27 protein-coding genes are annotated in these 25,456 nt (G+C 50.3%); 13 read left to right on the forward strand and 14 right to left on the reverse strand.

What is annotated here, in order from left to right:
- The first annotated feature begins 726 nt into the window (after positions 1-726).
- From KTE_RS34355 to KTE_RS34380, 6 genes are all read left to right on the forward strand, one after another.
- Positions 727-1,074, forward strand: coding sequence for a hypothetical protein (locus KTE_RS34355; RefSeq protein ID WP_201389654.1), 348 nt, complete (start codon positions 727-729; stop codon positions 1,072-1,074).
- Positions 1,071-1,526 (forward strand): hypothetical protein, encoded by a 456-nt coding sequence (locus tag KTE_RS34360; RefSeq protein WP_201389656.1) that lies wholly within the window; start codon positions 1,071-1,073, stop codon positions 1,524-1,526. Before KTE_RS34355 ends, KTE_RS34360 begins: the two co-directional genes overlap by 4 nt.
- A gap of 166 nt (positions 1,527-1,692) precedes the next feature.
- Positions 1,693-2,514: a nucleotidyltransferase domain-containing protein gene (locus tag KTE_RS34365; protein WP_201389658.1), complete on the forward strand. Its 822-nt coding sequence runs from the start codon at positions 1,693-1,695 to the stop codon at positions 2,512-2,514.
- Between the two features lie 451 nt (positions 2,515-2,965).
- A complete protein-coding gene (locus KTE_RS34370) occupies positions 2,966-3,772 on the forward strand; it encodes a nucleotidyltransferase domain-containing protein (protein WP_201389660.1) in 807 nt (268 codons plus the stop codon).
- 14 nt (positions 3,773-3,786) lie between these two features.
- Positions 3,787-4,329, forward strand: a complete 543-nt coding sequence (locus KTE_RS34375; protein WP_201389662.1) for a GNAT family N-acetyltransferase — start codon at positions 3,787-3,789, stop codon at positions 4,327-4,329.
- A 478-nt stretch (positions 4,330-4,807) separates the two neighbouring features.
- Positions 4,808-5,191 (forward strand): transposase, encoded by a 384-nt coding sequence (locus KTE_RS34380; RefSeq protein ID WP_201389664.1) that lies wholly within the window; start codon positions 4,808-4,810, stop codon positions 5,189-5,191.
- Positions 5,192-5,331: 140 nt separating this feature from the next.
- Here KTE_RS34380 and KTE_RS34385 read toward each other — a convergent pair whose 3' ends face one another.
- Together KTE_RS34385 and tnpA are read right to left on the reverse strand one after the other, a co-directional pair.
- A complete protein-coding gene (locus KTE_RS34385) occupies positions 5,332-6,552 on the reverse strand; it encodes a transposase (RefSeq protein ID WP_236600798.1) in 1,221 nt (406 codons plus the stop codon).
- Positions 6,549-6,947, reverse strand: a complete 399-nt coding sequence (gene tnpA / locus KTE_RS34390) for an IS200/IS605 family transposase (RefSeq protein WP_201379051.1) — start codon at positions 6,945-6,947, stop codon at positions 6,549-6,551. Before tnpA ends, KTE_RS34385 begins: the two co-directional genes overlap by 4 nt.
- A 297-nt stretch (positions 6,948-7,244) precedes the next feature.
- On the opposite strand from tnpA, the gene KTE_RS34395 reads away from it, so the two are divergent.
- On the forward strand, positions 7,245-7,625 hold the full coding sequence (locus tag KTE_RS34395) for a transposase (protein WP_255553047.1): 381 nt from the start codon (positions 7,245-7,247) through the stop codon (positions 7,623-7,625).
- A gap of 301 nt (positions 7,626-7,926) precedes the next feature.
- On the opposite strand, the gene KTE_RS34400 is transcribed toward KTE_RS34395, so the two are convergent.
- The 6 genes from KTE_RS34400 to KTE_RS34425 all read right to left on the reverse strand — a co-directional run bounded on the left by KTE_RS34400 (position 7,927) and on the right by KTE_RS34425 (position 13,945).
- A complete protein-coding gene (locus KTE_RS34400) occupies positions 7,927-9,012 on the reverse strand; it encodes a family 16 glycoside hydrolase (protein ID WP_201389665.1) in 1,086 nt (361 codons plus the stop codon).
- Positions 9,013-9,054: 42 nt separating this feature from the next.
- The gene (locus tag KTE_RS34405) at positions 9,055-9,972 is read right to left on the reverse strand and encodes a hypothetical protein (protein WP_201389667.1); all 918 of its coding nucleotides are present in this window, start codon (positions 9,970-9,972) and stop codon (positions 9,055-9,057) included.
- Positions 9,973-10,300: 328 nt separating this feature from the next.
- Complete coding sequence (locus tag KTE_RS34410; protein WP_201389669.1) at positions 10,301-10,729, reverse strand: sugar phosphate isomerase/epimerase; 429 nt, start codon at positions 10,727-10,729, stop codon at positions 10,301-10,303.
- Between the two features lie 364 nt (positions 10,730-11,093).
- Positions 11,094-12,059: a HEAT repeat domain-containing protein gene (locus KTE_RS34415; RefSeq protein WP_201389670.1), complete on the reverse strand. Its 966-nt coding sequence runs from the start codon at positions 12,057-12,059 to the stop codon at positions 11,094-11,096.
- Between the two features lie 112 nt (positions 12,060-12,171).
- Positions 12,172-13,164 (reverse strand): HEAT repeat domain-containing protein, encoded by a 993-nt coding sequence (locus KTE_RS34420; RefSeq protein ID WP_201389672.1) that lies wholly within the window; start codon positions 13,162-13,164, stop codon positions 12,172-12,174.
- A gap of 55 nt (positions 13,165-13,219) precedes the next feature.
- A complete protein-coding gene (locus KTE_RS34425; RefSeq protein ID WP_374226837.1) occupies positions 13,220-13,945 on the reverse strand; it encodes a tyrosine-type recombinase/integrase in 726 nt (241 codons plus the stop codon).
- Positions 13,946-14,116: 171 nt separating this feature from the next.
- Here KTE_RS34425 and KTE_RS34430 point away from each other — a divergent pair, with 171 nt between their 5' ends.
- Together KTE_RS34430 and KTE_RS34435 are read left to right on the forward strand one after the other, a co-directional pair.
- Positions 14,117-15,334 carry an RNA-guided endonuclease TnpB family protein gene (locus KTE_RS34430; RefSeq protein WP_201389684.1) on the forward strand — a complete coding sequence of 406 codons (1,218 nt, stop codon included), beginning with the start codon at positions 14,117-14,119 and terminating at the stop codon, positions 15,332-15,334.
- A 197-nt stretch (positions 15,335-15,531) separates the two neighbouring features.
- Positions 15,532-15,927, forward strand: a complete 396-nt coding sequence (locus tag KTE_RS34435; protein WP_201389686.1) for a DUF1801 domain-containing protein — start codon at positions 15,532-15,534, stop codon at positions 15,925-15,927.
- 25 nt (positions 15,928-15,952) lie between these two features.
- On the opposite strand, the gene KTE_RS50005 is transcribed toward KTE_RS34435, so the two are convergent.
- The 3 genes from KTE_RS50005 to KTE_RS34450 all read right to left on the reverse strand — a co-directional run bounded on the left by KTE_RS50005 (position 15,953) and on the right by KTE_RS34450 (position 19,613).
- On the reverse strand, positions 15,953-16,273 hold the full coding sequence (locus tag KTE_RS50005; protein ID WP_374226838.1) for a YdeI/OmpD-associated family protein: 321 nt from the start codon (positions 16,271-16,273) through the stop codon (positions 15,953-15,955).
- A gap of 413 nt (positions 16,274-16,686) precedes the next feature.
- Positions 16,687-17,187, reverse strand: a complete 501-nt coding sequence (locus KTE_RS34445) for a GNAT family N-acetyltransferase (protein ID WP_201389690.1) — start codon at positions 17,185-17,187, stop codon at positions 16,687-16,689.
- Between the two features lie 1,172 nt (positions 17,188-18,359).
- Positions 18,360-19,613: an RNA-guided endonuclease TnpB family protein gene (locus KTE_RS34450; protein WP_201389692.1), complete on the reverse strand. Its 1,254-nt coding sequence runs from the start codon at positions 19,611-19,613 to the stop codon at positions 18,360-18,362.
- Positions 19,614-19,897: 284 nt separating this feature from the next.
- Between KTE_RS34450 and KTE_RS34455 the strand changes: the two genes are divergently transcribed.
- Positions 19,898-20,287 carry a hypothetical protein gene (locus tag KTE_RS34455; RefSeq protein WP_201389694.1) on the forward strand — a complete coding sequence of 130 codons (390 nt, stop codon included), beginning with the start codon at positions 19,898-19,900 and terminating at the stop codon, positions 20,285-20,287.
- 239 nt (positions 20,288-20,526) lie between these two features.
- On the forward strand, positions 20,527-21,699 hold the full coding sequence (locus KTE_RS34460) for an RNA-guided endonuclease TnpB family protein (RefSeq protein WP_201389696.1): 1,173 nt from the start codon (positions 20,527-20,529) through the stop codon (positions 21,697-21,699).
- Between the two features lie 161 nt (positions 21,700-21,860).
- On the opposite strand, the gene KTE_RS34465 is transcribed toward KTE_RS34460, so the two are convergent.
- Together KTE_RS34465 and KTE_RS34470 are read right to left on the reverse strand one after the other, a co-directional pair.
- On the reverse strand, positions 21,861-22,361 hold the full coding sequence (locus KTE_RS34465) for a dual specificity protein phosphatase family protein (protein ID WP_201389705.1): 501 nt from the start codon (positions 22,359-22,361) through the stop codon (positions 21,861-21,863).
- Positions 22,362-22,416: 55 nt separating this feature from the next.
- Positions 22,417-22,725: a hypothetical protein gene (locus KTE_RS34470; RefSeq protein ID WP_201389707.1), complete on the reverse strand. Its 309-nt coding sequence runs from the start codon at positions 22,723-22,725 to the stop codon at positions 22,417-22,419.
- An 804-nt stretch (positions 22,726-23,529) separates the two neighbouring features.
- Here KTE_RS34470 and KTE_RS48110 point away from each other — a divergent pair.
- Together KTE_RS48110 and KTE_RS34475 are read left to right on the forward strand one after the other, a co-directional pair.
- Entirely contained in the window at positions 23,530-23,694 is a 165-nt protein-coding gene (locus KTE_RS48110) for a hypothetical protein (RefSeq protein ID WP_236600800.1), read from the forward strand.
- Between the two features lie 9 nt (positions 23,695-23,703).
- A complete protein-coding gene (locus KTE_RS34475; protein WP_236600886.1) occupies positions 23,704-24,714 on the forward strand; it encodes an IS256 family transposase in 1,011 nt (336 codons plus the stop codon).
- Positions 24,715-24,864: 150 nt separating this feature from the next.
- Here the strand turns inward: KTE_RS34475 and KTE_RS34480 are convergent, their stop codons facing one another.
- Positions 24,865-25,377, reverse strand: a complete 513-nt coding sequence (locus tag KTE_RS34480) for a DinB family protein (protein ID WP_201389716.1) — start codon at positions 25,375-25,377, stop codon at positions 24,865-24,867.
- Between the last annotated feature and the right edge of the window lie 79 nt (positions 25,378-25,456).

A 25,456-nucleotide genomic window follows, 5' to 3' on the forward strand; every position in this document is an offset into this window, starting at 1 on the left:
AAGAAACAGAATTTTTTGGGAAACGCTTTGCGGAATCATCGTTCTCATCCAATCTAGAGCCAAAATGAACTCATGCGTTGCGATCTTTCCAGGATACTAGATGCGTAGCAGCCATGTCAATCAATGGATAGCATAATATAGGGTCCCGACATAAAAACCTTTCTAGATTCCGGTAAGAGCTATCTTGCCCCTAGCAGATTCTAGAGCTTTTTATGTCGGGATCCCAATTAAACGAAGGAGACTCAAATGTAGCAGAAACATCCAATTTGACTTTATTCGTTCATATTTGTTAAAATAGATCTCGATACTTTATAGATACAAAATTTTCCCCAAAGGAGCTTTCTATGCCGGGTCATTGCTAATGTGTGCCAGAGATAGCAGGAGAAAAGCTACACTATTGCTGTAGGGCAACAGGATTTTCTTTTGCGTCTCAATGATAGGATGGCATCACATTAGCAGCTTCATCGCAAGGATCGGCATCGCTCACCTCTCGCTGTCTCGTAATCCTCTGAAGTTGCCTCCCGTTGCTAAACAGCACGTGGATGCTTTTTGTGCATATCTCTGGCACCTCATCTTTTCTCCTTCTCTCCCGTAAAAGTGTGTGTACAACCCATGCTTAGCATATGAATTCTCACATTGTAGAAACCGTGAGAGCGCCGCAGGCGCGACACCGGGCTGGAAGCGGGAGCATTACAAACGGATTCACAAAGATAGGAAAGGAACATTATGTCATCATATTCGCGTCGAGACTATGCCCGCAACAGAGATGAATACTTGGAGCAGATTCTTGCCTTTTTACGCAACGATGAGCGTTTCGTCGCAGCCTGGCTCACTGGCAGCATTGGGCGAAACGAAGGGGATGAGCTGAGCGATTTTGACCTGCGCATCGTGGTCGCCGACGCTTACGCGGAACAGTTATGCGCTTGTAGTCCACAGCAGGTGGGAACCGTTACCAGCGCCGAGCGACTTGCTCTCTATAAGCAGTTTGGTCAACCGCTGGTCCTGTGTGAGGCTCCTGGCTTTCCGCCAACGGGGGATGTTTCAATCACGTCGTCTATCGCGAGACGGCCATGACGGTTGACTGGGTGCTGATTCCGCAAAAAGACGCGCAAATCCCACAACAAGAGTGCCGCCTGCTGCTCGATAAAGTTGGCCTTCCCAGCGCGCCGCCAGCCTCAGAATCCACAGAAGAGCGTCTCCGGCTCGCGTCACGCGATGTAAGCACCTTCTGGATGATGACATCTATCAGTATGAAGTATGTTCTGCGCGGAGACCTCATCATGGGAGATCGCTTCATATTTGGCAATGCTTACTTGTTGCAGGACGTGAAACAGCGCGTTGCAGGAGAGACGCTGCACTGGCAGCGTTTGAACATGCCCTTTGCCACGACGCGAGCGGAGCAGGTGGCACTGATCAGGCAGCTTTGCACGGAAATGCAGGAGGAGATGAGGAAGCTCGTAGCCCAGAGGGGCCAGGTCCCCGATGATCCGATGTCAATCATCGAGGTCTGGCTCTCGATTGAGTGACCTTTTAGAGTGACCCTCTGGGTTCCCGCCATATTTGCCTCTCTAGATCTCGCTAGGAGCAGGGGCGCTCTTACCGGAATTGAGAAGGGCTTTTATGTCGGGACCTCCATTTCCCTCAGATAGTGTTGTAATAGTTCTCCATTTTCTTAAGGAAAGAGATTTTTGCATGTCACATACCAGGCAATATACAGCTGCACGCGACGCCCTTCTCGACCAGGTTACCAGAGCACTACAAGAAGATGAGCGTTTTCTTGCGGCATGGCTCGCTGGCAGCTTTGGGCGCGGCACACAGAACCAGTTCAGCGATCTTGATCTGCACGTCGTCGTCGCCGATGCTTACAGCGAAGCGCTTTGTGCGAGTTCCTGGAGAGAAAGCGGGCGTACAACGGATAAGCGACTGGCACTCTTCAAGCAATTTGGCACTCCTTCGGTAATCTATGATGCACATCAGAACGCACCAGCAGGAGGAGCATTTACCTATGTGCTTTACGCCGAATCAGCCATCAATATTGATTGGATGCTGATTCCAGAAGTTGGAGCACAACGAGAACATGACTCCTTACTCCTTTTTGATAAAGTTGGTATTCCGCTGGAAAAACCAGAGGAGCCGGAGACACAAGAGGAGAGGGTTGAGCGGATGAGCAAAAATGTAAGTGGTTTCTGGATGTTCGCCACAGCCGGCATCTCGAACCTCGTCCGTCACGATTTCTTACACTTTCACTGGTGCCTTCTCATCATGAATCTCTCCATCCTTGATGTTCGAGCAGCACTTCAAGGGGAGAAGCTGAAGTATCTGGGCAAACGCTATTCCGTATCTTATGCTACCTGGCAGGAACAGGCTACAGCCTTGCTCCGCCTCTGCGATGAGATGGAGGAACTGATGCCTGCTGTAGTAGAGATGGGGGGCTATGTGCCTTTCTCTCCTAGAACTGCTGTGGAGACACGGTTAGCAATAGTAAAAGAGGCAATGGATATCACCCAAAGATAGCAGCGCAATGTAAGGCTCCTGAGTAGTAACGAATCGGTGCGATCCGTTACTACTCAAAGGCCAAGTAGAGTTCTCTCAATCGTGAGTTTCTCAATTCCCAGATTTATGGGATCGGAAAACGCTCCATTGCCTGCTCATACACCGGCTGTGCCTCTCCTAAAGAGAGGAGCGAGTAGATTCCCAGCGATTGCCGACTTTCATGCCCTGAGTACGGTTGGATCGGGGCATCGTCAATTCCTTGGGCTTTGAGCCAGATAATAAAGAAAATGCCTCCATTTGTAGATGTGGAGTGGTGAAGGTTACTGTCATCAGGGGCAGGACATCGGGCACGAAATGCATTAGTGAAAAGCATCGTGAGAATTTTTTGTTTTTGCTTTAAGAACGCCTGTCGTAGTACAACCACCATTGAGGTTTGAGATTGTTTTTTCTAGGGAAGAGGTTTTGAAAGATCATGTCAAGGAAAAGAACTGCCTTTGTCCATGCACGGGAGCGCCTGTTGGCAGAGATTTCGGAGCGTCTGCGTCATGATGAACGTTTTGTGGCTGCCTGGTTAGCGGGTAGCTATGGGCGCGGTAAGCAAACCTGGTTGAGTGATCTGGATATTCACGTAGTGGTTGCTGATGCGTACAGTGAGCATCTGTGTGCCACCCCTTGGCCGGATGGAGCAAGGACGACGCCTGAGCGCCTAGCCCTGTTCAGTCAGTTCGGCACCCCTGGGATCATGTATGATGCGCATAGGAACAATATCATGGGAGGGACATTCACCTATGTTGCTTATCAGGAGTCGGGGCAGAACGTGGATTGGATGCTAATTCCCCAGGCAAAAGCACATAAGGAATATCCATGCCACTTACTCTTTGACAAAGTGGATCTTCCTAAGCCGCCCGCTCTAGAACCCGAAAGCGTTGAGGAGTGTATCCAACGGGCTTCGATGCATGTTGGCTTCTTTTGGATGATTGCTGCGGGCAATGCCAAGAACCTGCTCAAGAACCACCCGACTCAATTCCATACCTTGTTGATCTGGCTTGAGGACAGTATACGTGAAGCGCAAGCCGCCCTGAAAGGCGAACGTGCCCAATTTACAAAAGCTTCACGTATTGAGCTCTACACGACGCAAGAAGAGCAGATCGCAGCCCTCCGTCGCTTGTGTGATGAGATGGAGGAACTGATGCCAATCGTTGAGAAGAAGGGTGGTTATCTTCCATCAGATCCACATGCCATTGTCGAGAAACGTCTTGAATTGCTGGCGGAGCAGTAAGGAAGAAATTGTAAATGAGCAAACAAGTAATTGAAACGGCAAGACTAATACTTTGCCCTTTAGTACAAGAAGAGCTAACAACCTTCAGACCACTCTGGCAGAATGAACTAGTACAACAATTTGAAGGAGGTGTATTTTCATCAGAAGCAATCTCGAAACGCCTTACATCACTTTTGCATCACTGGGAACAGCATGGTTTCGGATTGTGGAGTGTCCATAAAAGGGAAACAAAAGAGGTACTTGGACTTTGCGGGCTTGAGGTACACGAAGCAGTGGAATTAGTCTATAGACTAGATCCAAAATTTTGGAGTTATGGATATGCAACTGAGGCTGCAACTGCTTGCCTCTTCTATGGCTTTCAGATTCTTCACCTTGATTCAATTGTAGGTATCACGCAAGAAGCGAATCGAGCCTCACAACGTGTTCTTGAGAAAGTAGGATTGCAATATGTATGCTCTTTTCGAAAGTGGAATGCCTTACAGCGTAGATACGAACTCACACAAGCACAATGGTTAACTGAGCTACGCTCAGGCCTACCAAAGACCGGTAATTTGTAAAAATAAAATATTTGTAACTATTCAGATGGGTGGCGTAAAAAGATTTATTACGTGCAAATGCTGTTATGTTCGCAGCCATATCAAGCTCAAAAACGAAAGCGCGTGCATGCTTTGTCTCTTATGCATGAAGCTACTGAATAGATACAAATTTCTTCTGCTTTCATTTTGACGAGCAAGATAAATTAAATTTCCACCTCAGACGGAAACATGTTTTGTCTGGAAGATGATCCCATAGAGGGGTGATAACATATTTTCGTGCCATTTTTCCCGCTCATTTAATAGGGACAGTGTTCCAGGATGGCAGCGAGATTGTTTTCCCGCTTGCGACATTGATCGCGTGGCGCGAGAGTAATCCCTGACATTCTCGGCACGGCGGCAGCCTGAACCGTATCATGTGGCTCTGACCACGTATCATGAGCGTAGATGACAGCCTGCCAGGAACGATACAATCAGGTCGAGCGTACGAAAGGAGAGTACCATGCAGGCGCGTGAACATGTTGTTGAGTATCAGCTTTTCGTTGGTGTGGATATTGCAGCCCTTACCGCGACCATTGCTTGGCAAGCTCCAAAACAGAAGCCAAGCAAACCTATCACCATTGAACAGACTCCTGAAGGATTCTCTTCTTTGCATCAGCGACTTCTCAGGACGGGAGCTCAGCCAGATCGCATGCTTGTCGTCATGGAAGCCACAGGGATCTACTGGTTGTCTCTGGCGACCTTCCTGGCGCGCCTTGGATACGTGGTCAGTATCGTGAACTCTGCCCAGGCACATCATTTTGCCCGCGTCCCTCCTCAAACGGGCGAAAACGGATGCCATCGATGCTCAAACGCTCACCCAGCTCGCATCTCTTCTTCAACCTGATGTGTGGACGCCTCCTCCCACAATCTACGAGGAGTTGGAACAGCGGCTGACCCAAAGAGATAGTCTACTCGTGATGCGTGGCCAGGTGCGCAACCAACTTCATGCTCGTGAACGTACCTCCCCATAGAATGGAGAGGCTTCTACGCAGTTGCCCGCGTTGGCCGCGTCCCGACCGAAAGCTGTTTTCGTCCGATATCGAGGATGACCTTCGCTGAGGCCGTATCCCGATCCAGTTCACACCCACACGTACAAGAATGCCACCGCTCTTCTAACGTCTTCTTGCGTACATTCCCGCAATTCGGGCAAATCTGGCTGGTGTACTTAGGATCAACTTGTACGAGAGTACGCCCGGCCCATGCTGCCTTGTACGTACACATTCCCACAAATTGACTCCAACCAGCGTCGGCTATTGATTTGTTTAATCCCGCTTTGGCTGCCGCCCCATTAGGCAAATACTGTCCTGTCTCTTCGTCCTGCTTCGGCTTGGGCTGTTTCACCAGATTGGCCATGGTGAGATCCTCAAGCACGATCACTTGATAGCGATTGACGAGCTTTCTTGAGGCTTTGTGAGCGAAGTCGGCACGCTGATTGCGGACCTTACGATGGGCCTTTGCCACGCGCTTCACTGCCTTCGCTCTGCGATGACTGCCGCGCTTCTTGCGAGACAAGGACTCTTGTAGCTTCTTGAGCTTGTTCTCTGCTCTCCGATAATGGCGCGGGTTCTCAAGGAATTCACCATTGGACAAGGCGGCAAAGTGAGTCACACCCAGGTCTATCCCTACATCCTCATAGCTGGTAGGCAAGGCTTCCGGCTTGTCCACTTCGCAGCTAAAACAGGCATACCAATGCTCTCCCTCGCGCTTGATGGTCAAGGTTTTGACTTTGCCTATCATGTCTCGATGCAGGTGCAGTTTCACTGTTCCAATCTTCGTCAATTTCAGATTGACTCTGACCATGCCCTTCTTATCAGGCGGGCGTGTTTGTTGATCCAATTTCCAGCCAGCGCCGTCCGGGTAGGTAAACGAGTTATAGCGGTTACGACCCTGAAAACGCGGGTATCCTGGTTTCTGGCCTTTGGCACAGCGATCAAAAAACCGTTGAAATGCCTTGTCCAGTCGTTTTAACACATCTTGCAGGACATGAGCAGCGATATCCTGATACTCTTCTCTGATCTTTGCCTTGATCTCTGGAAGGACATTTTGTTGATCATAGTAGGTGATCGATTTGCCCGCCATACGGTAAGCATCCTTCCTCTCGGAAAGACCCGCATTGTAGAGTTCTCGACAACGTGCCAGAACCCAATGGAGTTTGTTCTCCACCGTCTTATTGGGAGCTAAACGGTACTTGTACGTTTTTCTCATGTCCCTTGTCCCAACTCGATATATTTTTTGACGGTTTCCTCGGTCATGTCTCCGACGGTGCCAACGTAGTAACTGCGAGACCAGAAATTCCCACCCCACAGTTGTTTTTTGACTTCGGGATGCTGCTTAAAGACTTGTCTCGCAGTAATCCCTTTGAGGGTATTAACAATGAGAGAGGGCGCAATAGCGGGTGGCGCACTCAAAAAGAGGTGAACGTGGTCTTCCTGTACATTGAGTGCGCCGATCTCCCAAGTATTCGCCTCACATAATCGCCTGATTTCTTCCTCAATAAACGTGGCGATATTCCCCACCAGAATAGTCTTGCGATACTTGGGACACCATACAAAATGGTATGCTATTTTATATATGGCATGCTTCGTATGTTGTTCTCTCATACGCTCTATTCTAGCATGGTATGCCATACCATGCTAGAATAGAGCGAGAGGGGCCGCCTAACCCCTGCCTGAAGGCGAGGGGAATGCGGCGGCCCGGCCTTCAACACAATCCGGTCGTGGTTCCCCACGTCCGCCAACGAATGGAGGCCCTGGATCAAACCCTCACCGCCCAGATTGCCCAGATAGAAGCAGAGCTGGCCACCGTGCTGCCATCAGCGCAGGAGGAGCAACCCCCCTCCTGGAGAAGACAACACGCATGCCCGGGCGTGGGCAAAGAATATTGCCAGGCTTCAAACGATTCCAGGTATTGGGCTCATCACAGCCACATGGATCGTGGTCGCTACCATGAATTTTACGCTCTGTGCCGACGCCTCGAAGGCAGTCGCCTATGCAGGTTTAGCTCCTATGCCGAGAGCATCAGGAACCAGTGTGCATCAACGCCCCTGTATCGGCCATAGCGGGAATGGGCGCCTGAGAACAGCACTCTACCTCGCGACGTTGTCGGCAGCCCGCTTCAATCCTGTTATCAAAACCTTCTATGACCGGCTGAGAGCAGGAGGGAAGCCAACAAAAGTTGCCCGTTGTGCAGCCGCGCGCAAACTCTTGCATCTGGCTTCTGCGCTTGTCACTCATCAGAAAGACTTTGATCCGCTCTGTAGACAACAGGATGCCGCCTAAACACTCGAGCACGTCCTGGTCGCGTTCTCCAATACCCGAGTCTTTTTGTCTTTTGACAAGCTGAGCTATTTCTCCTCTTGACAATCAATACCGTATCCAAGCAGGCAGCAATACCTGTATAAGAAGATAAAAAAGTATTTCAAGATATATACTGAGATAGCCACGAATTCAAGCTCAACACCATCACCGAAGAGGAGATCGACCTGGCGCAACTCAGGGAGGCCGCGCAACGCTATATCGGTTCCGAGGCTCTGCCCTGGTACTTTAGCTATAAAGTCCGCATCGGCATTAAATAGCAGCCCTACAAAATCCAGATTCTGGCGTGTGCATAGCTAACCTCGGTTGGCTGTGCCTGGCTATGCGCATAAAGTCCTATATCGCCACCATCGATTGTAAGGTTGGTGCAGGTGTACAGAAATGTGCCATTCACATAGAAATGCACGGTCGACCCCTGAACGATAAGCGTAATAATGTTCTTTTGTCCCAGGCCAGCTTTGAAAGCCCTGTTCGCCAGGTTGGATTGCAGGATTTTCTGTGTACCGCTCGCGTCATAGCCCTGGAGTTCGCTATTGCCCTGGCCATCAAATACAAAAATATATTTTGATTGATCGTTGCTGCCATGGCTGGTGCGAAAAACGATGCCTGCTCGATCACCTTGCAGGATTGTGGCATCTACCTGGAGGGCAAAGTCATAATAAAATTGGGCTGTACCACAGTAATACCAGTGGTCAGATTGATTCTCAGACACATGATAGCTGCCGTCTTGAAAACGGCAACTCTCCATTGTGCGCTCATAGGCATTCCAGTGCCCAACGCCAGTCCCATCAAAATCGTCTGTATAGGTCGGCTTCTTGCTCATGATCTGGGTATAAAGTGCCCTGGGATCATTCTGGCTTGTCTGTGCGCTCGTACCGGGCATGTTCCCTTGTTGTAGGAGCGAGAAGACGAGCAGACCGCTCCCGCCGCATATGACCAGGCACACCAGGGCGATGGCACCGCCAATAATCATCCATTTCTTGCCATGCGCGCGGCCTTGTGCTGTAGAGGGAGGAGATGTTTGCTCGCCAGATACGCGGTAAGGGGGATATGGCGGAGGCGCGATTAGCGCTGGCATAGGTGGAGCAACTGGTACTGGTGGCACCGGCATAACGGGTGGCAGCGTTGGCATCACTGCCGCGCCATCGCCAGTACCAGTCAGGGGCAGCGCTGCTGAGTGAGAAGGCGCCTGCGTAGGCGCGCTATACTCCTGGTATATCGACTTCTCCGGCAGTTCGTCATAGATAATGCGCTCAGAGGGAGCGGGTGCCTCCTCGACCACTGGCGCCCCGCAATTGAAACAGAAGGCCGCCCCCGCCGCAAACTCAGTCTGACATTGATGACATTTCATGCTTGCACCTCTAGACTCTTACTCAATGTAAGGTAAGGGTTGTCATAAGTTCCAGATCTTGAGATTGGAGTAGCTCACCTCTGTGATCTGTCCTTGTTCAAATGCGGTTAAACCGAGCGCACCTTTAGTATAGTCGCTATCAGTTATGTGCGTGAGGAATTGTCCATTGGCATAAAAATAGAGCTCGTTATCCTGGGCAATGGCCGTCACAACATTTTTTTGGTTGTATCCAGTCTCAATGCTCGCATCATATGCGTTCTGTTCAATATAGCTTGAATGATCTCCATCTCGCTTCATAATCTTGTAAGAGCCATCCTGACCTATGAAAATGGCGTAGTAAGAAGGATCAAGCGTATTAATGCGTAACACAATCCCTCCAGCGTACCCGCTGAGTATCGACATATCGATTTGAACCGCGAAATTCGCGTGGACATCGGCATCTGAGCAGTAGTAATAGCGATTAGGATCATTTATTGTGATGTGATAGCCACCATCTTTGTAATGACAGGAGGAGGTTCCATTGGTGCTATCATAATTTAGCCAGTCGCTCTCTCCCAGGGTTGATAGTGATGTGCTGGTGGTAGGCGTCTTGCTTATCACCTGCTGGTAGAGCGCCTCGGCATGAGCTTGATTCTGTTGTGAGGGCAAAGCAAGGTTACTAGGAGGAAGCCCGCGTAAGAAGTTGAGAGAAAACAAGCCGCAGCCGCCTAAGATGATCACTCCCGCGAGCACGGAGACGAGCACTATTACCAGCGTTTTGCGGCTATTCTTTGGCTTAGGTTGAGGTGCCAGGGGAGGATACGGGAAAGGCGCATAGGGAAATGGTGGTGGATAGGCTCCAGGCTGAGGTGGATACGGCGGCGGGTAGGGCGGATTACCCGGTACGGCATAGGCAGGTGGTGCCGCATACTCTATATAAGGCGCGGACTCGCCCGCCACCTCTCCTTGAACATTTGCCATGGCATTCTCCACTATGGAGGCATGGCACACTGGGCAAGAGGGCGCGTCCTGCGGCACCTCGGCCCTACAAATACGACATTGCATAGATGTTCTGTTCCTCGGTCATTTTAAATAAAATAGAAACTCATCTATACATTATCCCATATTGCTGGTCGCTTGAATAGGAGTAAAGGCCGAAAAGTACTTTCCCTATCTCATTACGTTATAGACAGACAATCCCTGCTATGCTCGTTTCCCCCGCAAATTTTGTCTTTCGACCCGCTTAGACCGGGGCGCTTTGATTCACGCCCCACTCCCGTCCATGGGCGAGAGTGGAGCGTGGGGGAAATTAAGCGTACAGCCAGTCCATGGCCTGGAGCATGCTCTGCAAGGCCTGAGAGGCGCGGCGGAAGAGATCCGGCCCGCTGAAACCCTTGTACCTGCTGGCGTTGGCCAGGTGAGGCTCCAGTGAGAGGAAGCCATCATAGCCGTCGGCCCGCAGGCGCTGCAAGAGTTCAGGCCAGCACGCTACGCCTTCACCGGCGGGCGTGACCTTGCCCTCGGCGTCCGCATCTTTCACATGGACGTAATTGAGCCAGGGGCGGGTCGCCTCATAGGCATTGGGATAAGGTGTTTGCCCACATTGGATGTAATTCGCGGGATCCAGAATTGAGCGGAACGCTTTGTCGTCGCAGCTCTGGAAGAGATCGACACAACGCGCTATGGAGGTAGTGGTAAATAAGCTGAAACTTCGACGGATTTTAAGGGTCTTGCTCACTTTCGGTGTAGGGGTAGCGCTACGTAAGCTTTTTAACCATTGGCATTCAACGTAACGTAAACGTCAGTGGCTAGCGTACTGAGCTATGAACTACCAGAGCATACTGTCACTCCAGTGATGCGTACGGCGTAACGTAAACGTTTAACGTCCCTAAGCACTACCAGTTTATAGCTGCGGAGGCTTCTCAAGGGCATTTACGTAACGTTAGCGCAAAGGCGTTTACTGATCTGTCACCAGCCGCAAGGTAGCGGGTAGAAGCAGCATATAAAGCACAAGGATCACCTCTCTGTTCTTCTCTTGGATCGGGAAGCGCTCCATGGCTTGATTGGAAAAGGTGAAAGAACTCTTCCTAAGAAGTCACGAATTAGAAAGGCCCCATCAAATCATCAAAGATTTCGAAGCGCTCCTTATATCCGGGAGTATTGTATGGGTAGCATTCATCATATCGCTCGGCTCTTGCTCGCTTGACTTGATGAAGGAAGGCAATCTGTTCTTCCTGAGAAAAATGGAAGTGCGTTTCAAGTGCCTGGAGGACGTGAGGAAGGGGTATGTGAGGGATTTCTAATGTCCCGTCATTTTGTTCTCGAACAGGAGGCCAAACAAAGGTTGGGTATGAGTGAGATCCTGGAATATGCAAGGTTCCAAAGAGAAAGTAGATTTGTACATATGACCAGTGGGCAGGGGGGAGGGAGAGGGTTGTGAGTGCGTCATGAACTTTGAGGCACCCAAGGGCAAAAGCCAATCTGTCTAACAACAATAAATAGTCTTCAAGACAGAGTCTATAATCTTGTAGGATGTCCGATGACTCTCCCCAATAGGTATCCGGGTCTACTTCATACGCCCGACATTGCTGAATGGCCTCACAGAGAACTGGAATAGCGGTTGGGTTTCCCCAATCACCAAGCAGCAGGGCGATGTCATAACGACGTCCCATATGCCAGTAGTGATCAAAATAGGACGCATCTTTATAAGCCCTAGGATTAAGTAGATCTTCGAGAAGTAGCCGTTGGAGCAGAGGGAATGCAGCCGGCTCTTTGAGGAGGGCCAACGCGATTGTACTCACCCAGCGCTCGGCCCGGTTGGGTGAGTGAAGGAATGGGCGTAAAAGAGCAGGCGCTTCTGGAAAAGCAAGGTACGCAAGGATTGCAAGGGCGAAGACTCTATCACTGAGGAAGACTTTTTCCGTTTTTTGAAGAATACGCGCGATAATCTCTGGTGTTGCTCCTTTCCATTCTTGATAAAAAACTCTGGCAGTATTGTCTATATCTTCATCAAGATGAACAAGGATCGCTGCCTGTATAAAGGCATCTGGTATGTCTATCTGAGGCATGATAGATTTCCTTTCTTCTCTAATTTAAAAGAGCACACGTACCGTGTCACTTGTATTGGGTCGGAAAGTGCTTCATTGCTTGTTTGAATACAGTCAACGTATCTTTAAATCATCAGTAAATAAAAGGACCCAGGTCTCCCAGGTCCGGGGAGCAAAAACGTTCCTCATAGTCAGGAGAGTTGCGCGGATAGTACTCATACATTGTCTGACGGTATGCAATCAAGGTCTGATGAAGAAATGCTGTTTGTTCCTCCGTAGAGAGATGAAAACAACGTTGCAGTGTCTGTATCACCTGGTCAAGAGGATAGTAGCGTGTCCTTATGGTACCATCGGTCTGCTGAACAACGAGCCTCTCAATAAAGAGGCGCGACCACCGCTCCTGTAATAAATTTCTGTCCTTTATTTCCTTTAAAGCTCCATACACAAAATATAATTTTGCAATGTGCAAATGTGCGGGCGGTAAGATGAGCATCTCAAGTACTTCCTGTGCGTCTAGTCGACCAAGCGCATAAGCCAGGCTATTCATAAAGGGACTCCACCATCCCAAATAAGAGGTGTAATACCAATAAATTGATGATGGCGAATCGCCAAAATAAACGTCTGGATTGGCTGCCATGGCCCAACATTGCCGAAGAGCTTCGCATAATGAAGCAATGGCATCCGTATTTTCCCAATTTCCAAGGAGGGTTGCTATCTCAAGTCGGCGTGACATATACCAATCATAATCATCAAAAGCTTCATTCTCGAGAGCCTTAGGATTGAGCAACTCTTCTAGAAGCATGGGTTGAAGGAGAGGAAACACTATCGGCTCTTTGAGTTGACCCAAAGAAAGCGTACTTATCCATCGCTCACTTCGTTTGTGTGAGTGCACGAAAGGGAGCAGAAGAGCACAGGCTTCTGGAGGGGCCAAGTATCCGAGTACCGAGAGCACGAACAGTTTATCATGCATGTCTTCTTTTGTTTCTTGAAGCACATGGGCGAGAATGTCTGGTGTGAAGCCCTTCCACCGTTGGAGAAAATCTTTGATGATGACTTCCTTGTCTTTATCACCATAGATAGTCCAGGACGCATATTTGAATGCATCAGGTGTGTTTGTTTGAGACATCAATACATTGCCTTTCTTCTCGAATAAGTGAGAACATACGTGTCTACCGGCTCTTCTACTGGATCGGGAAGCGCTCCATGGTTTGATTGTAAGACGGTTGAGCGTCAGCCAGAGAAAGTCTGGAGTAGACCTCGAGTGATTGACGTGTGGCATGCCCTGAATAGGGCTGAATCAGGGCATCGTTAATGCCCTCTTTTTTGAGCCAGGTGAAAAGGAAGTGCCGCCATTTGTGTGGAGACATCGAACGTGTAATGCCCGCTTGGGTCGCGTAGCGGGTCAACATTTTGCGCACCCCTCGATCTGTGTATCTGCGTCTGCGCACGGATTCGAACAGGTATACGGCCCCACGGGCCTGCACCTGTTCCATGTGCAGCGCGAGCAGCTCGCGAAAGGAGCGCGGAAAGGGAACCTGGCGGTCCTTGCTCCCTTTCCCTTTGGTAATGCGAATTTGGCAACGCTCGACATCGACCTCATCGAGGCGTATTGCCACCAGCTCGCTGACTCGGATACCTGTATAGAATAAGGTTTTGATGAGCACCATATCCGCAAAATTTCGGCAGTTCCATACTGCCTGATAGAAGCGGCGAATGTCGTCCTCCGTGGGGACATCTGGGAGCCGCGCCTCTTTGCGAGGGATCGCGATCTCCAGATCCTCACGTAACGCACGGAAGACGCTTTTGAGATAGGGATAATCGGGCCGCTCTGCCTGAAGCAGCTTTGCCAATTCTTTTGCCTTTTTCTTTGGAGCATAAGAACAGCAATCAAAACGATGCGCAAACATGATCAAACGTGCGCTTGTTGCACACATTCGTATACGTTGACAGAGAGACGATAGTATCGTATGATACACCCATCAAATAAGAAAGAATGTTCTACATCAGGGCATCTTCTGTTTCTGGCAAGAGAAGATGTTTTCCGCCTTTCGGGGTGGTGTTGAAAGAGAAGGGGTTTCATGCTCCTGTGCAAAAAGATCAAGCTTGACCTTAGCGAGCAGGACACGGCCACCCTTGAGTTCATGCAAGGCAAATGCAGAGGCCTCTACAATTGGTGGGTCATGAGGCTCAGAGACGGAGAGACGTGGCGCTTCAACGCCTGCAAGAAAACGCTGGCCGAGAGTCGTGCCTATGATCCTGAACTCAATCAGGTGTATGGCAAGTTGCTTGCCGAAGTCTACTATCGCCTGGATGCAGCCATGAAAGCCTTCTTTCGTCGGGTCGCCAATGGGGAAACCCCAGGCTTTCCCCGCGTGCGACCTCGCCATGGCTTCTTTACCCTGTGTTATCCGGCGATGTATCTCACGCGTGAGGGAAACACGCTCATCTTGCCCACAGGAGGCAAGGGCAAGCACAAACGCTTTCCTGCCATCCGTGCCGCACTCACGGAACTGCCTCCCGAAGGCTTTGGAGAGGTGGCCATCAGTCGCGATGGCAGGGGCAACTACTACGCCTCTTTCAGCTACCGACAGCCCGAGCAAGCCAAACGCGATGGTGACACCGTGGCTTTCGATCTGGGCATCAAGACGCTGGCAACTGGCGTCACGCAAGAGGGCCGGATCTATCACATCGGTGGGTTCAAAGGCTCGCGTTGGTACAACAGACAACGAGATAAGCTACGTTCGAAACGTAGCAAGTGCAAGAAGAAATCCCGTCGCTCTCTTCATCTGAGCAAGGTGTACAAGCGCGTGTCACAGAGGAAGCGCAACAAACAGCGCGATAGCCTGCACAAGGCGTCGCATCTCATCGCACGGCGATTGGTTGAGAGAACTGTCGTCGTGGGGGATCTCTCTCAACGGCAAATGGTCATGAAAGAGCATCAGGAGCGCAACAAGGCGCTCAATCGGGCAGTCTATAACGACTGGGGCTTGTCTGCCTTTGTCCAGATGCTCACCTACAAATGCCAGCTGTATGGGAAAGAGCTTCAGTTCGTAGATGAGCGCAACACGTCCAAGCAGTGTAGTGGCTGTGGAAATCTGCACGCCATGCCCCTGTGGAAAAGAACGTATCAGTGCGCGGAATGTGGACTCAGCATGGATCGAGACGACAATAGCGCCGTCAACATCTTGATGAGGTTCCTTGCCCGGCGAGGGCCACACACTCGGCTTACCGAGTGCGGTGTGCTGCAGGCGACCCAAAGCGGCGTAGATGCCATGGAGGCATCCTGTGAGGGGTAAGTGCAGCAATTGGATCTATTCGAATGGGCTTCGCGCACATTTGAGTAGATTTAGAAAGGCAGGAAAGGAAGGTACCGATCCCGCATCCCGGATCGGGTTCGCCAGTTCGCCAACCCCATGAGCCCGGTCTCTTTCAAACCACAAAGAAAGATGGTAATGATAGAATGCTGTAGCAACCATAAGAGAAAGAGGTGCATATGGAAGACACGTCTGCTGCTCAGCAGATAAACATCATAGTCAAAAAGTATGACGATTGGCGGGGTGAGATGTTGTCACGGCTGCGCGCTTTAATCAAGCAAGCTGATCCTGCCTTAGTTGAAGAAGTGAAGTGGAAAAAGCCTTCAAGACCCGAGGGAGTCCCCGTGTGGTCTCATGATGGAATACTCTGCTTTTGCGATACTCTCAAGAACGCCGTAAGGTTAACATTCCCCAAGGGTGCTCAGATGAAAGATCCGCAAAAGCTCTTTAACACGCGCCTAGATAGCAAAACAGTTCGTGCAATCGACTTTCACGAAGGTGACACCATCAATGAAGCCGCGTTAAAAGCACTCATTCTGGAAGCTGTGGTGCTGAACAAGTCAAAAGCAAAATGAGCCCTTATTCTATAAAAGTCATCATTTATGATGACTTTTTAGATTGTTTATCGAGCACCCACTGCACCGACGGGCTTATTGACTTGTCCGTGCGGTGAATACAGCCCATCCAACAACAAGGTCGGCGCATGCCCTCTTTGAGTTGCGTGCGCACCCTTTCAACGTGCTGCCTTCTGGTTTCTGGTTTTTTCACGGAGATCGTCCAGCATATCCATTCATTGCGCGCAAGAGGCGTAAGATCCTCCCATGAGGCTCTCGCCTCCGCGTCAGAAGCGAGGATTTCTCGTAAGTCCTCTGGCAATTCGTGGACAATACCACCGGAGATTTCATTGTTAGTCATAGTCATACGTCTATACTACAACAAAATAGCCTTCTCTCGCAAAGATTGCTGGCGCTAACAGTATCTTCAATTTGCCTGTCTTCTCCTGTGCCAAATTGACAAAATGGTGTGCATATGTTCGCTTGTGGAGCGGCTTGATATGCCGCTAATGGCTGTGCTGCTCAAGATTGAGGGCAAACTGACCGCTCAGAGGGCAAAGATGAAAACCCATGCTTCTGTCGCAAATAGCAAGCAACCTAAATCACCAAGAGTGAGCCAGATCCGAAACCTTGCCCGATTTTGCTCTCAAATGTGAGCATTTGCCCCCAAGCTTGAGCACTGGTAGGAATATGCCTGGGCAAGCCGCTTCACATCTAGCTTCTTCCATTGATACGTTGTAAATTCGTACCGTTGTCATTGGCGTTGAAATACGTCCACTTCTACAAGGCTTGATAATACCGAACTATTGGTAAAGCAGTATATCCGGCTTTTTCATAGGTTCTTCTGGCGGGTGCATGGCCTGGATCTCCACCAGTCCCCACAATAGCAAGCTTTATGCCGCTTTCTTTCATCTTTTCGAGCGCAAAATGGTTCAATGCCGTCCCTATTCCCTGGTTTTGATACTCAGGGTGCACAGCAAGCAAATCTACTTCCCCTGTATCATCCTGACCATTTTCCTGACTATTTAAGGTGCAGGCGATAAATCCGGTAATCATTCCATGTGTTTCTGCAACCCAAACAAGCGTCTTCTCGTGCTCTTGACAAATCTTTTCAACGACGGCCCTCTGGGTTTCTTTCCAATCGGGCCACACGAGGGAATAGGTTTTGCTCCCCAGCACTTGCTCGAATGAGTGAAAAACGGGAGCCCACGCTAACAGTGATAATTGAACCACGTCTTCCAGATCATCAGGAGAGAAAGGTCGAATAAACAAATTCATCATATTCCTCTTTTACATGTAAATAATCTCTCGAAACCATTATCAAGTCGAAATTTGAGCCACGAAAGAAGTCGGCGAACTGAAGAACAAGCCCTATGAGTTGGTGACCAAAAAGGATTTCTGATACTTACAAGCAAGGCCCTTTCAGAGCAGACTTTCACTCACTCTTCAATGAGATTGCGGAGATTTTTCTCAAAACACAAACCTAGCAGTTTTCAGGTCATCAAGCCTGTTGCAGAGAATCTTAGTTTACCATTCTCAATGCAAGTATGCCAGATTGGGAGCCGTTTTCCCAGGGCTTTCCTATTCTAATTTTCTCCTCCTCTTTTAGGCCTGGAAAGCCTTGATTGTTTGATCTCAACACTGGAATATTTGCTCCTTTTATACTACACTTTATATACATCCAGTCTAATAAACAGCAGATATCCTTTAAGGCTGTTTTCCTTTTACTCATAGTCAAACATCAGCACTTCATTTCAAACGAGTACCTACCAGTTTGGGGGAACTCAGGAGCGTTTAGTGTGCATATTAACTCCGTCTATACATCTTCTTTTGTGCTGCCCGATTTTCCACTGGTTGAAAACCTTCTCTTCACCTCACTCTGTCCAGGGTCAGATGGTCGTTTCGGCTTTGTCGTTTGTCTGATGCCGCACAATTATGGAACTTTTGCGGGCCAGATTATGGATTTTCCCCTTGCTATGCTCATCATCGATGTAGAAAATGCTCAAGTCGAAGAACATCGTGTTTCATTCGCATATAAAGCTTTCTACAATATCAATCTGAACTATTATGCAGAACAATCAGCCTGGTTACTGGCTGTCGATGCCACACGCGATGGCGGTCCCATCGTTCAAAAGCTGCTCGATTTTTACGTTGTCGATTCATCCACTTCCCCACACTGGGAGTTGGTCAGAAGGATCAAGCAAACATGGGAGAGATGTATTGATGAGAGTGACGACGTAGAAAGAATATTTATAGACTGGGAACCATGGTTTGGTACATTTATAGAACAGAGGCACCTGTTCACTACACTTGTTAAAGGTCGTGTGGGCGATGATGGGTTGGCGGAACACAATGTACAATTGGTCCATGCTCAGACACTAGAACACTTCACTCAATACGAGTTGCGAAGGGGACATCGTAGTATCTGCCATTCTAAATCTACTCAAATGTGTTTATACACTATCGAACAGGTTCAATTGCTGCACGTGCCCCTCACGGGAAGCCCCCATGACTCCTACGCCGCTTTGGGTCGTCTGCAGCACACCGCACTCAGGACGAGCCTGAGTGTGTGGCCCTCGCCGGGCAAGGAACCTCATCAAGATGTTGACGGCGCTATTGTCGTCTCGATCCATGACGAGTCCGCATTCCGCGCACCGATACGTCCTCTTGCGCAGTGGCATGGCTTGCAGATTGCCACAGCCACTACACTGCTTGGAGGTGTTGCGCTCATCTAGAACGTGAAGCTCTTTCCCATACACCTGACATTTGTAGGTGAGCATCTGGACAAAGGCGTACAGGCCCCAGTCGTTGTAGACCGCCCGATTGAGGGCCTTCTTGCGCTCCTGATGCTCTTTCATGACCATTTGCCGCTGGGAAAGGTCCCCCACGACGACAGTTCTCTCAACCAATCGTCGTGCAATGAGATGCGATGCCTTATGCAGGCTATCGCGCTGTTTGTTGCGCTTCTTCTGCGATACGCGCTTATAGACCTTGCTCAGATGAAGAAAGCGGCGGGATTTCTTTTTACACTTGCTGCGTTTGGAGCGCAGTGTATCAAGCTGTTTGTTGTACCAACGCGAGCCTTTGAACCCACCGATGTGATAGAAGCGGCCCTCTTCCGTGACGCCCGTTGCCAGCGTCTTGATGCCCAGATCGAAGGCCACAGTATCACCGTCGCGTTTGGCTTGCTCGGGCTGTCGATAGCCGAAGGAAGCGTAGTAGTTTCCCCTGCCATCGCGACTGATGGCCACCTCTCCAAAGCCTTCGGGAGGCTCTTCGGTGAGTGCGGCACGGATAGCGGGATACTGTTTGTGCTTGCCCTTGCCCCCTGTGGGCAGAATGAGGGTGTTTCCCTCGAGCGTGAGATACATCGCCGGATAACAGAGGGTAAAGAAGCCATGGCGAGGGCGCACGCGAGGAAAGCCCGGCGTTTCCCCATTGGCGAGGCGACGAAAGAAGGCTTGCATGGCTGCATCCAGGCGATAGTAGACTTCGGCAAGCAGTTTCCCATACACCTGATTGAGTTCAGGATCATAGGCACGGCTCTCAGCCAGCGTCTTCTTGCAGGCGTTGAAGCGCCACTTCTCTCCGTCTCGCAGTTTCATCACCCACCAATTGTAGAGGCCTCTGCATTTGCCTTGCATGAACTCAAGGGTGGCCATGTCTTGCTCGCTGAGGTCCAGTTTGATCTTTTTGCACAGGATCATGAAGACCTTCTTTCCTTTCACCCCCATCTCTCCTGATGAGGAGAGATCCCCTTTCGCGAGAGACGTGAACTGTTTTGTATTAGAACATTTTTTCTTGATTGGTGCGTGTATCATACCATGATAGCGTTTGCATGTCAATGCGGAGAAATGTGTGCTTGTTGCGCACATTTGATCATGATTGCGCATCTATTTGATTACTGTTCTTTTGCTCCTTTGTTTTTGATACCTCCATTGTGCTGTTTTTTTGCGAATGTCCTGTCGAGACATCTGCCTGGAATATTTGTATGTCTGTCTTTGATTTTGATGGTAAACCGATTGCACTAAAGGATATTACCACTGTTTCTTATCCAGCACGTTGGGAGAAGCTTTGGGTCGCTGATGATCTTGAGGATTGGTTGTGGCCTACGATGTCAGCTATTCACGGTCCCTTCTATGGAGGACAGACCTGCATTGCTGCGCTTCAACTGCGTGATCAGCCAGAAAAAGGGCATAGTTTCCGTCGGGGGAAACTTCTGTATGCAAAGGAACAATTGCCGAAAGTACAGGGCGGGCTTTTTTGTATAGATCCTAGAGGACAGATCCTGGTACGGCAAGAATGCTTACTTGGCGAATCTCTCCGCATGTGTTTATCAAACCGGCCCGTAAAACCCTTGGCTTTAGCCATAGGGATATGAGGGCCGTTCCTTTTGTGGGTGGATAGGGTGGTAGGGGAGAACGCTACACTTGTATTTATGCTCACAATGTTGTATAATTACAACCATGAAGAGACATAGAGAAGAACAAACGACTATCAAGATGTGGGTCAAAACACACGACAGCTTGAGACTTCTTGCGGCTCTGCAAAAGAAAAGCATGGTAGAAGTGCTTGATCGCTTAGTAGGTGAAGCCCTCAAGAAAGAGCAGGTGAAACCGCATGGCTCTCAAGACCTTTAAGTTTCGCCTTTACCCCACCAAGAATCAGCGTGAGAAGCTAGATTGGACCCTTGCTAGATGTTGCGAGCTGTACAATGCCGCTTTACAAGAGCGTCGAGAGATGTATAAGTACACTGGCAAGGGCACAAACTACAATGCGCAAGCCAATCAACTCCCTCAAATCAAGGAGATCAGGGAAGAGTACAAGGACATCCACTCTCAGGTGTTGCAGGATGTGCTGAAGAGGGTAGAGAAAGCGTTTAAAGACTTCTTTCGACGTGTGAACAACCATGAGACCCCAGGATTCCCACGCTTTCAGGGGCGCAATCACTACGATAGCTTTACGTACCCACAAGCCGGCTTCTCCCTCAAGAATGGGCGGATTGAGCTTTCCAAAATTGGGCATGTGAAGCTCAAGCTACACCGTGAGGTGCTTGGCACTGTGAAGACATGTACCATCAAGCGAGAGGGGCAATGCTGGTACGTGTGTTTGGCCTGTGAAGTGCAAGCTTGCCCACGCACGCCCTACATCGATGATGCCGTGGGTATTGATCTTGGGGTCTCGAAGTTGGCAACCCTCTCCACTGGCGACGTGATTGAAAACCCACGCCACTCTCGCAAAGCAGAGAAGAAGCTCGCCAAAGCTCAACAAGGTCTGTCGAGAAAGAAACGGGGTTCTAAGCGTCGTAAGAAGGTTATACAGCGTGTAGCAAAGCTGCATAGGAAGGTTCGCAATCAGAGGCAAGACTATCTGCATCAGTGGTCGCGTCGTTTGGTCAACACCTACGAAACCATCGTTTTTGAGGATATCGCGCCTTCTAACCTCTCCAAACGAGCCAAGCCCAAGCAAGACGCAGAGACAGGTAAGTATCTTCCTAATGGTGCCAGTGCGAAATCTGGCTTGAATAAAAGTATATTGGACGCTGGTTGGAATCAATTCATCGCCTTTTGTCAGTACAAAGCTGAGAACGCTGGTACGGTGCAGGTGGTGTTAGTTGACCCCAAATATACCAGTCAAGTGTGCAGCAGTTGTGGCACGGTTCGCAAGAAGACACTCTCAGAACGTTGGCATTCTTGTGAGTGTGGCTGTGAACGAGATAGAGACCACAACGCCGCTCTCAACATAAAAGCTCTTTGGCTCGGACGGAGCCATCAGGAAGCGCAAGCCTCCTGAGAAGCCCCCGGCTTGAGCCGTGGGGAGTCGTCACAGGCAAGGTCTCTGCGTACCTGTACCCGCTCCATACCAGGGAGCATAAAAGCAACTGTTTCAGACATAGCTCATCCTTTCGTCATAGAAGCATCATGGAAGCTGGTAATGTGTGAAAGTTGCATCACTTACTCAATGAAGTACCTGGTCGCAAAAGACGCCACCCAGGCTCGCTGCTCCTCGGTCTCCGGCACTGGGTAGCCTCTGACCCTGCTCAATTGCTCGAATGCTTTCTCAGTCGACCAGCCAGCGACCACGAGCAGACTTGCCGCCATTAACGCGGCCCGCCCAAGCCCTTGCCGACAGTGGAGAGCAATGTGCTTCCCCTGCATGCGCTGTTCATCAAGCTGTTGTAAGAGTGCCAGTGTGCGATCATTGAGAGGCGGCACGCTACGATCGATGATGGGGAAGGAAAAGAAGAGTATGTCCTGGGTTTTGCAGAATGCAGCTTCCTCTGCAAGCTCGAACTCCTCGACCTCCAGAGAGGTGAGCAGGGAGACCCATACATGGACGCCTGCCTCGTGCTGGGCGGTAACCTCATCAAGCAGCCAGTCACCACCGCGTGGACGGGCTATAATGCTGACGCACCCGACAGGCAGTTCGCGAAGAGAATACAATTGTGCACGCATACTGGATCTCCCTCTCAGATGAGACATGATTGAAGCCTATGACGAACTGTTTGGGTTACCCCCAACGCTTCTCGCGCGCTCGCTGCTGACGAGCCTCGCGCCGCCGATGAAGACGTTTCAGTTTCTTTTGGCTATCAAGCACCTCTCTGCGAATCCACGCATGACGATCAAAGCGGCGATACGCGATCTCGATGTCGTCCCATGAACCAATAAAGAGTGTCTGGTCGGGACGCTTCATGTGCGAGGGTGGGTGATACTGTGGGTCATACCAGGCTCGTCTATCGGCCTTGGCACCATACCATTCGCGAATTATGCCGACGCTACGGATACGGCGAAAGTAACGGGGAAGATACGGAAATTTCAAGCGACTCCTCCATTCTGCACGAAACATTCGTGCTAAGGAGGATGTCTACTTTCAATCATAGAGGCCTTCTTTCTCTATCTGATCAACTCCTCTGCATGACCCACTCAAGACCCTGCTCGATAATGAACGGCCTCCTGCTTTGCTCTGGCTTCCAACCCGCTTCTAAAGCCTTTTGAATGATCCAAGCCGCATATTTGGGCTGATGAAAATTGGCTCTCCATGATTCTGCGAATATCTTTTCACGATCAAGCGGAGCCCCCGTTCGCAGTGGACCCAATGATGGGATTTTCCCAGGTACGAAAAAAGATGCGCAAAGGACCGGCTTTTGTCTGGGACAGATAGGCAGTAAAACAATCCTGACACTGCCATGGATTCGTTGGATCACTAGTCGCTTCATAGCCTGGAGTAAACTCCCAGAGGTAGGTTTGGCTTTGCACGATAATCCGCCTGAGCTTCTTTTTCACTTCGCACCTCCCCTCAAAAACTAACATATTCTGGAGTCTCTGTCTACATGCTCTCATCATCTCTGGCGCGAGACCCAGTAGACGCGTCATGACTTGACGAATATCCAGAAAGGCGACGTTAAGCGGAGGCTAGGCAAGGCCCTTTCCTACCGGGTTTGTATCCTGTTTGATAAAAGTGGTCTGCACCTGGACAAAGGCGAGCCCCATGCGCTAAGCCGCGGACGCCATACCGATTGTTGTGTAAAGCCCAACCTGTTCAAAGATGGGCATTTGAGATGATACTACAGGCATAGGGTGTCCTTTGAAGACACAGAACTCATTTCCAGAAAAGGAGAAGACTATGCCTGTATCCAAGAAAAAGCCTACCACATCGACTTCGGAAGGTTCAACTCGGCAATCCTCATCACCGACGCTGCCAGAGCAGGACGAGTTTCGTCAGCATCTGCGCCACCTGGCCGTAAGCGCGGTCCAAGTGTTGATTGAACAGGTAATGCGTGAAGAGTGAGAGCAGTGTATTGGAGCCTCGTGGGGAGAAGTCACTCCAGAGCGTCGTGGCTATCGCAATGGCTCCTACACCCGCGATTTGGTTACCTCGACTGGACGTATTGAAGACCTGAAGGTCCCCAGAGATCGAGAAGGAGTGTTTCACAGCCAGGTGTTCGAGCGTTACAACCGTTATGAACCAGAGGTGGCCGAAGCGCTCACCCAGATGTTTGTCAGCGGCACCAGCACCCATAAAGTCGGAGAGGTTGCTGCCACCTTGATGGGAGTGGGCCCAAGTGCAAGCAGTGTGAGCCGGTTGAACCAGACCTTGACTGAGCAATATGAAACGTGGCGAAAGCGCCCTTTGTTGGCCCATTACCACATCCTGTACCTCGATGGCATCCATTTCAGCGTGCGGCATGGAACTCAAACCGACTCGACCATCATCTTAACTGCGCTCGGTGTGGACCTGGAAGGAAACAAAGATGTGCTCGCATTGCGAGCCTGTGCAGAGGAAGACAAAGATGGATGGAGTTGTCTTTTGCAAGATATCCGCACCCGTGGGGCCACGCAGATAGACCTGATTGTGACTGATGGGCATGAGGGTCTTCTCGCTGCTGTCTCTGCTCTCTTTACTGCGACGCCACGACAACGCTGTGTCGTGCATAAACAACGCAATATACTCAATGCCATTCCTCATCGGGAGCGCAAGGAGGTCAGTACAGAACTCGCGGGGATCTTCAAACAGGAGAAGAAAGAGGATGCGCTGCTCAATTTGGCCGCCTTCAAAGCCAAATATCAGAAGCGCTATCCCGAAGCCATCCGCAGTCTCTACGAGGATGAAGAACATCTCCTGACGTTTTATACGTTTCCACCAGTGATGCACCGCTATATTCGGAGTACCAACGCCATTGAAAGCTTCTTTAGCAATGTTCGCCAGCGAACCGATCAAATTGATGCCTTCACCACAGAAACCAGTTGTCTGACCATCGTCTGGGCGGTCATGCAGGATAGACACTTGCCCAGGATACCTGTCTCGTAAGCGAGGCTTTGGATCGAGGTCCGTGCCAAACAACCAGCCTCCATTGCTGGGCCAGGGAGAGCTTGTTTGGACGCATGATCCTGTGTAACACGAGCACACGTTCAAGAGATTTTTCTGCTCATCTCTGGCCGCTTTCCGTACGAATAGACCTTATTGCTTGATTTCCCCGTATCCCAACGCTGCCTCATTATATGCCCAGACATCCAGCTCCGGCGACTGAATGCCGAGCTGGGTGAGGGCTGTGCAGATCTGGGTGCGGTGGTCGATGCCGTGATCAACGAACTGGATGACCGTGACCAGGAGCGGCGCCCTGTAGGTGCCTTCGTCCAGGAGCTGGATCACCTGGAGTTGTTCCGGCGTGACCTGCTCGGTGAAGGCGATCATGGCCGAGCTTGCGCGACGGGCGCGCTCGCGCAGTTCGGCGAAGGAGCGCGGGTCTCCCTCATCCTCGCGCAGAGGCGGCGTGGTTGGGAAGCCACCCACCGATCTGGCCGCATAGCCTTCCTCAGCGCCCAGCATATGCTTGAGGGTGACGCGGATGCTGCCATAGGTGCCAGGGAAAACGGCATCGAGCTGGGCATCAGTAAGCTGTTCACAGGTGTCGAGCAGACGCAGGTTGGCCCAGAGGTTGTATTTGAAGAAGTCAGAAAGTCCGGTTGCCATGAGTATACGTTACCTTCCAGTGTTGAATTACTACTTTCATCTCACAACGACATAATCGCGCATCAGTAGCATGTGAGTG

This window comes from Ktedonobacter sp. SOSP1-85 (assembly GCF_016587415.1).
GTDB lineage: Bacteria > Chloroflexota > Ktedonobacteria > Ktedonobacterales > Ktedonobacteraceae > Ktedonobacter.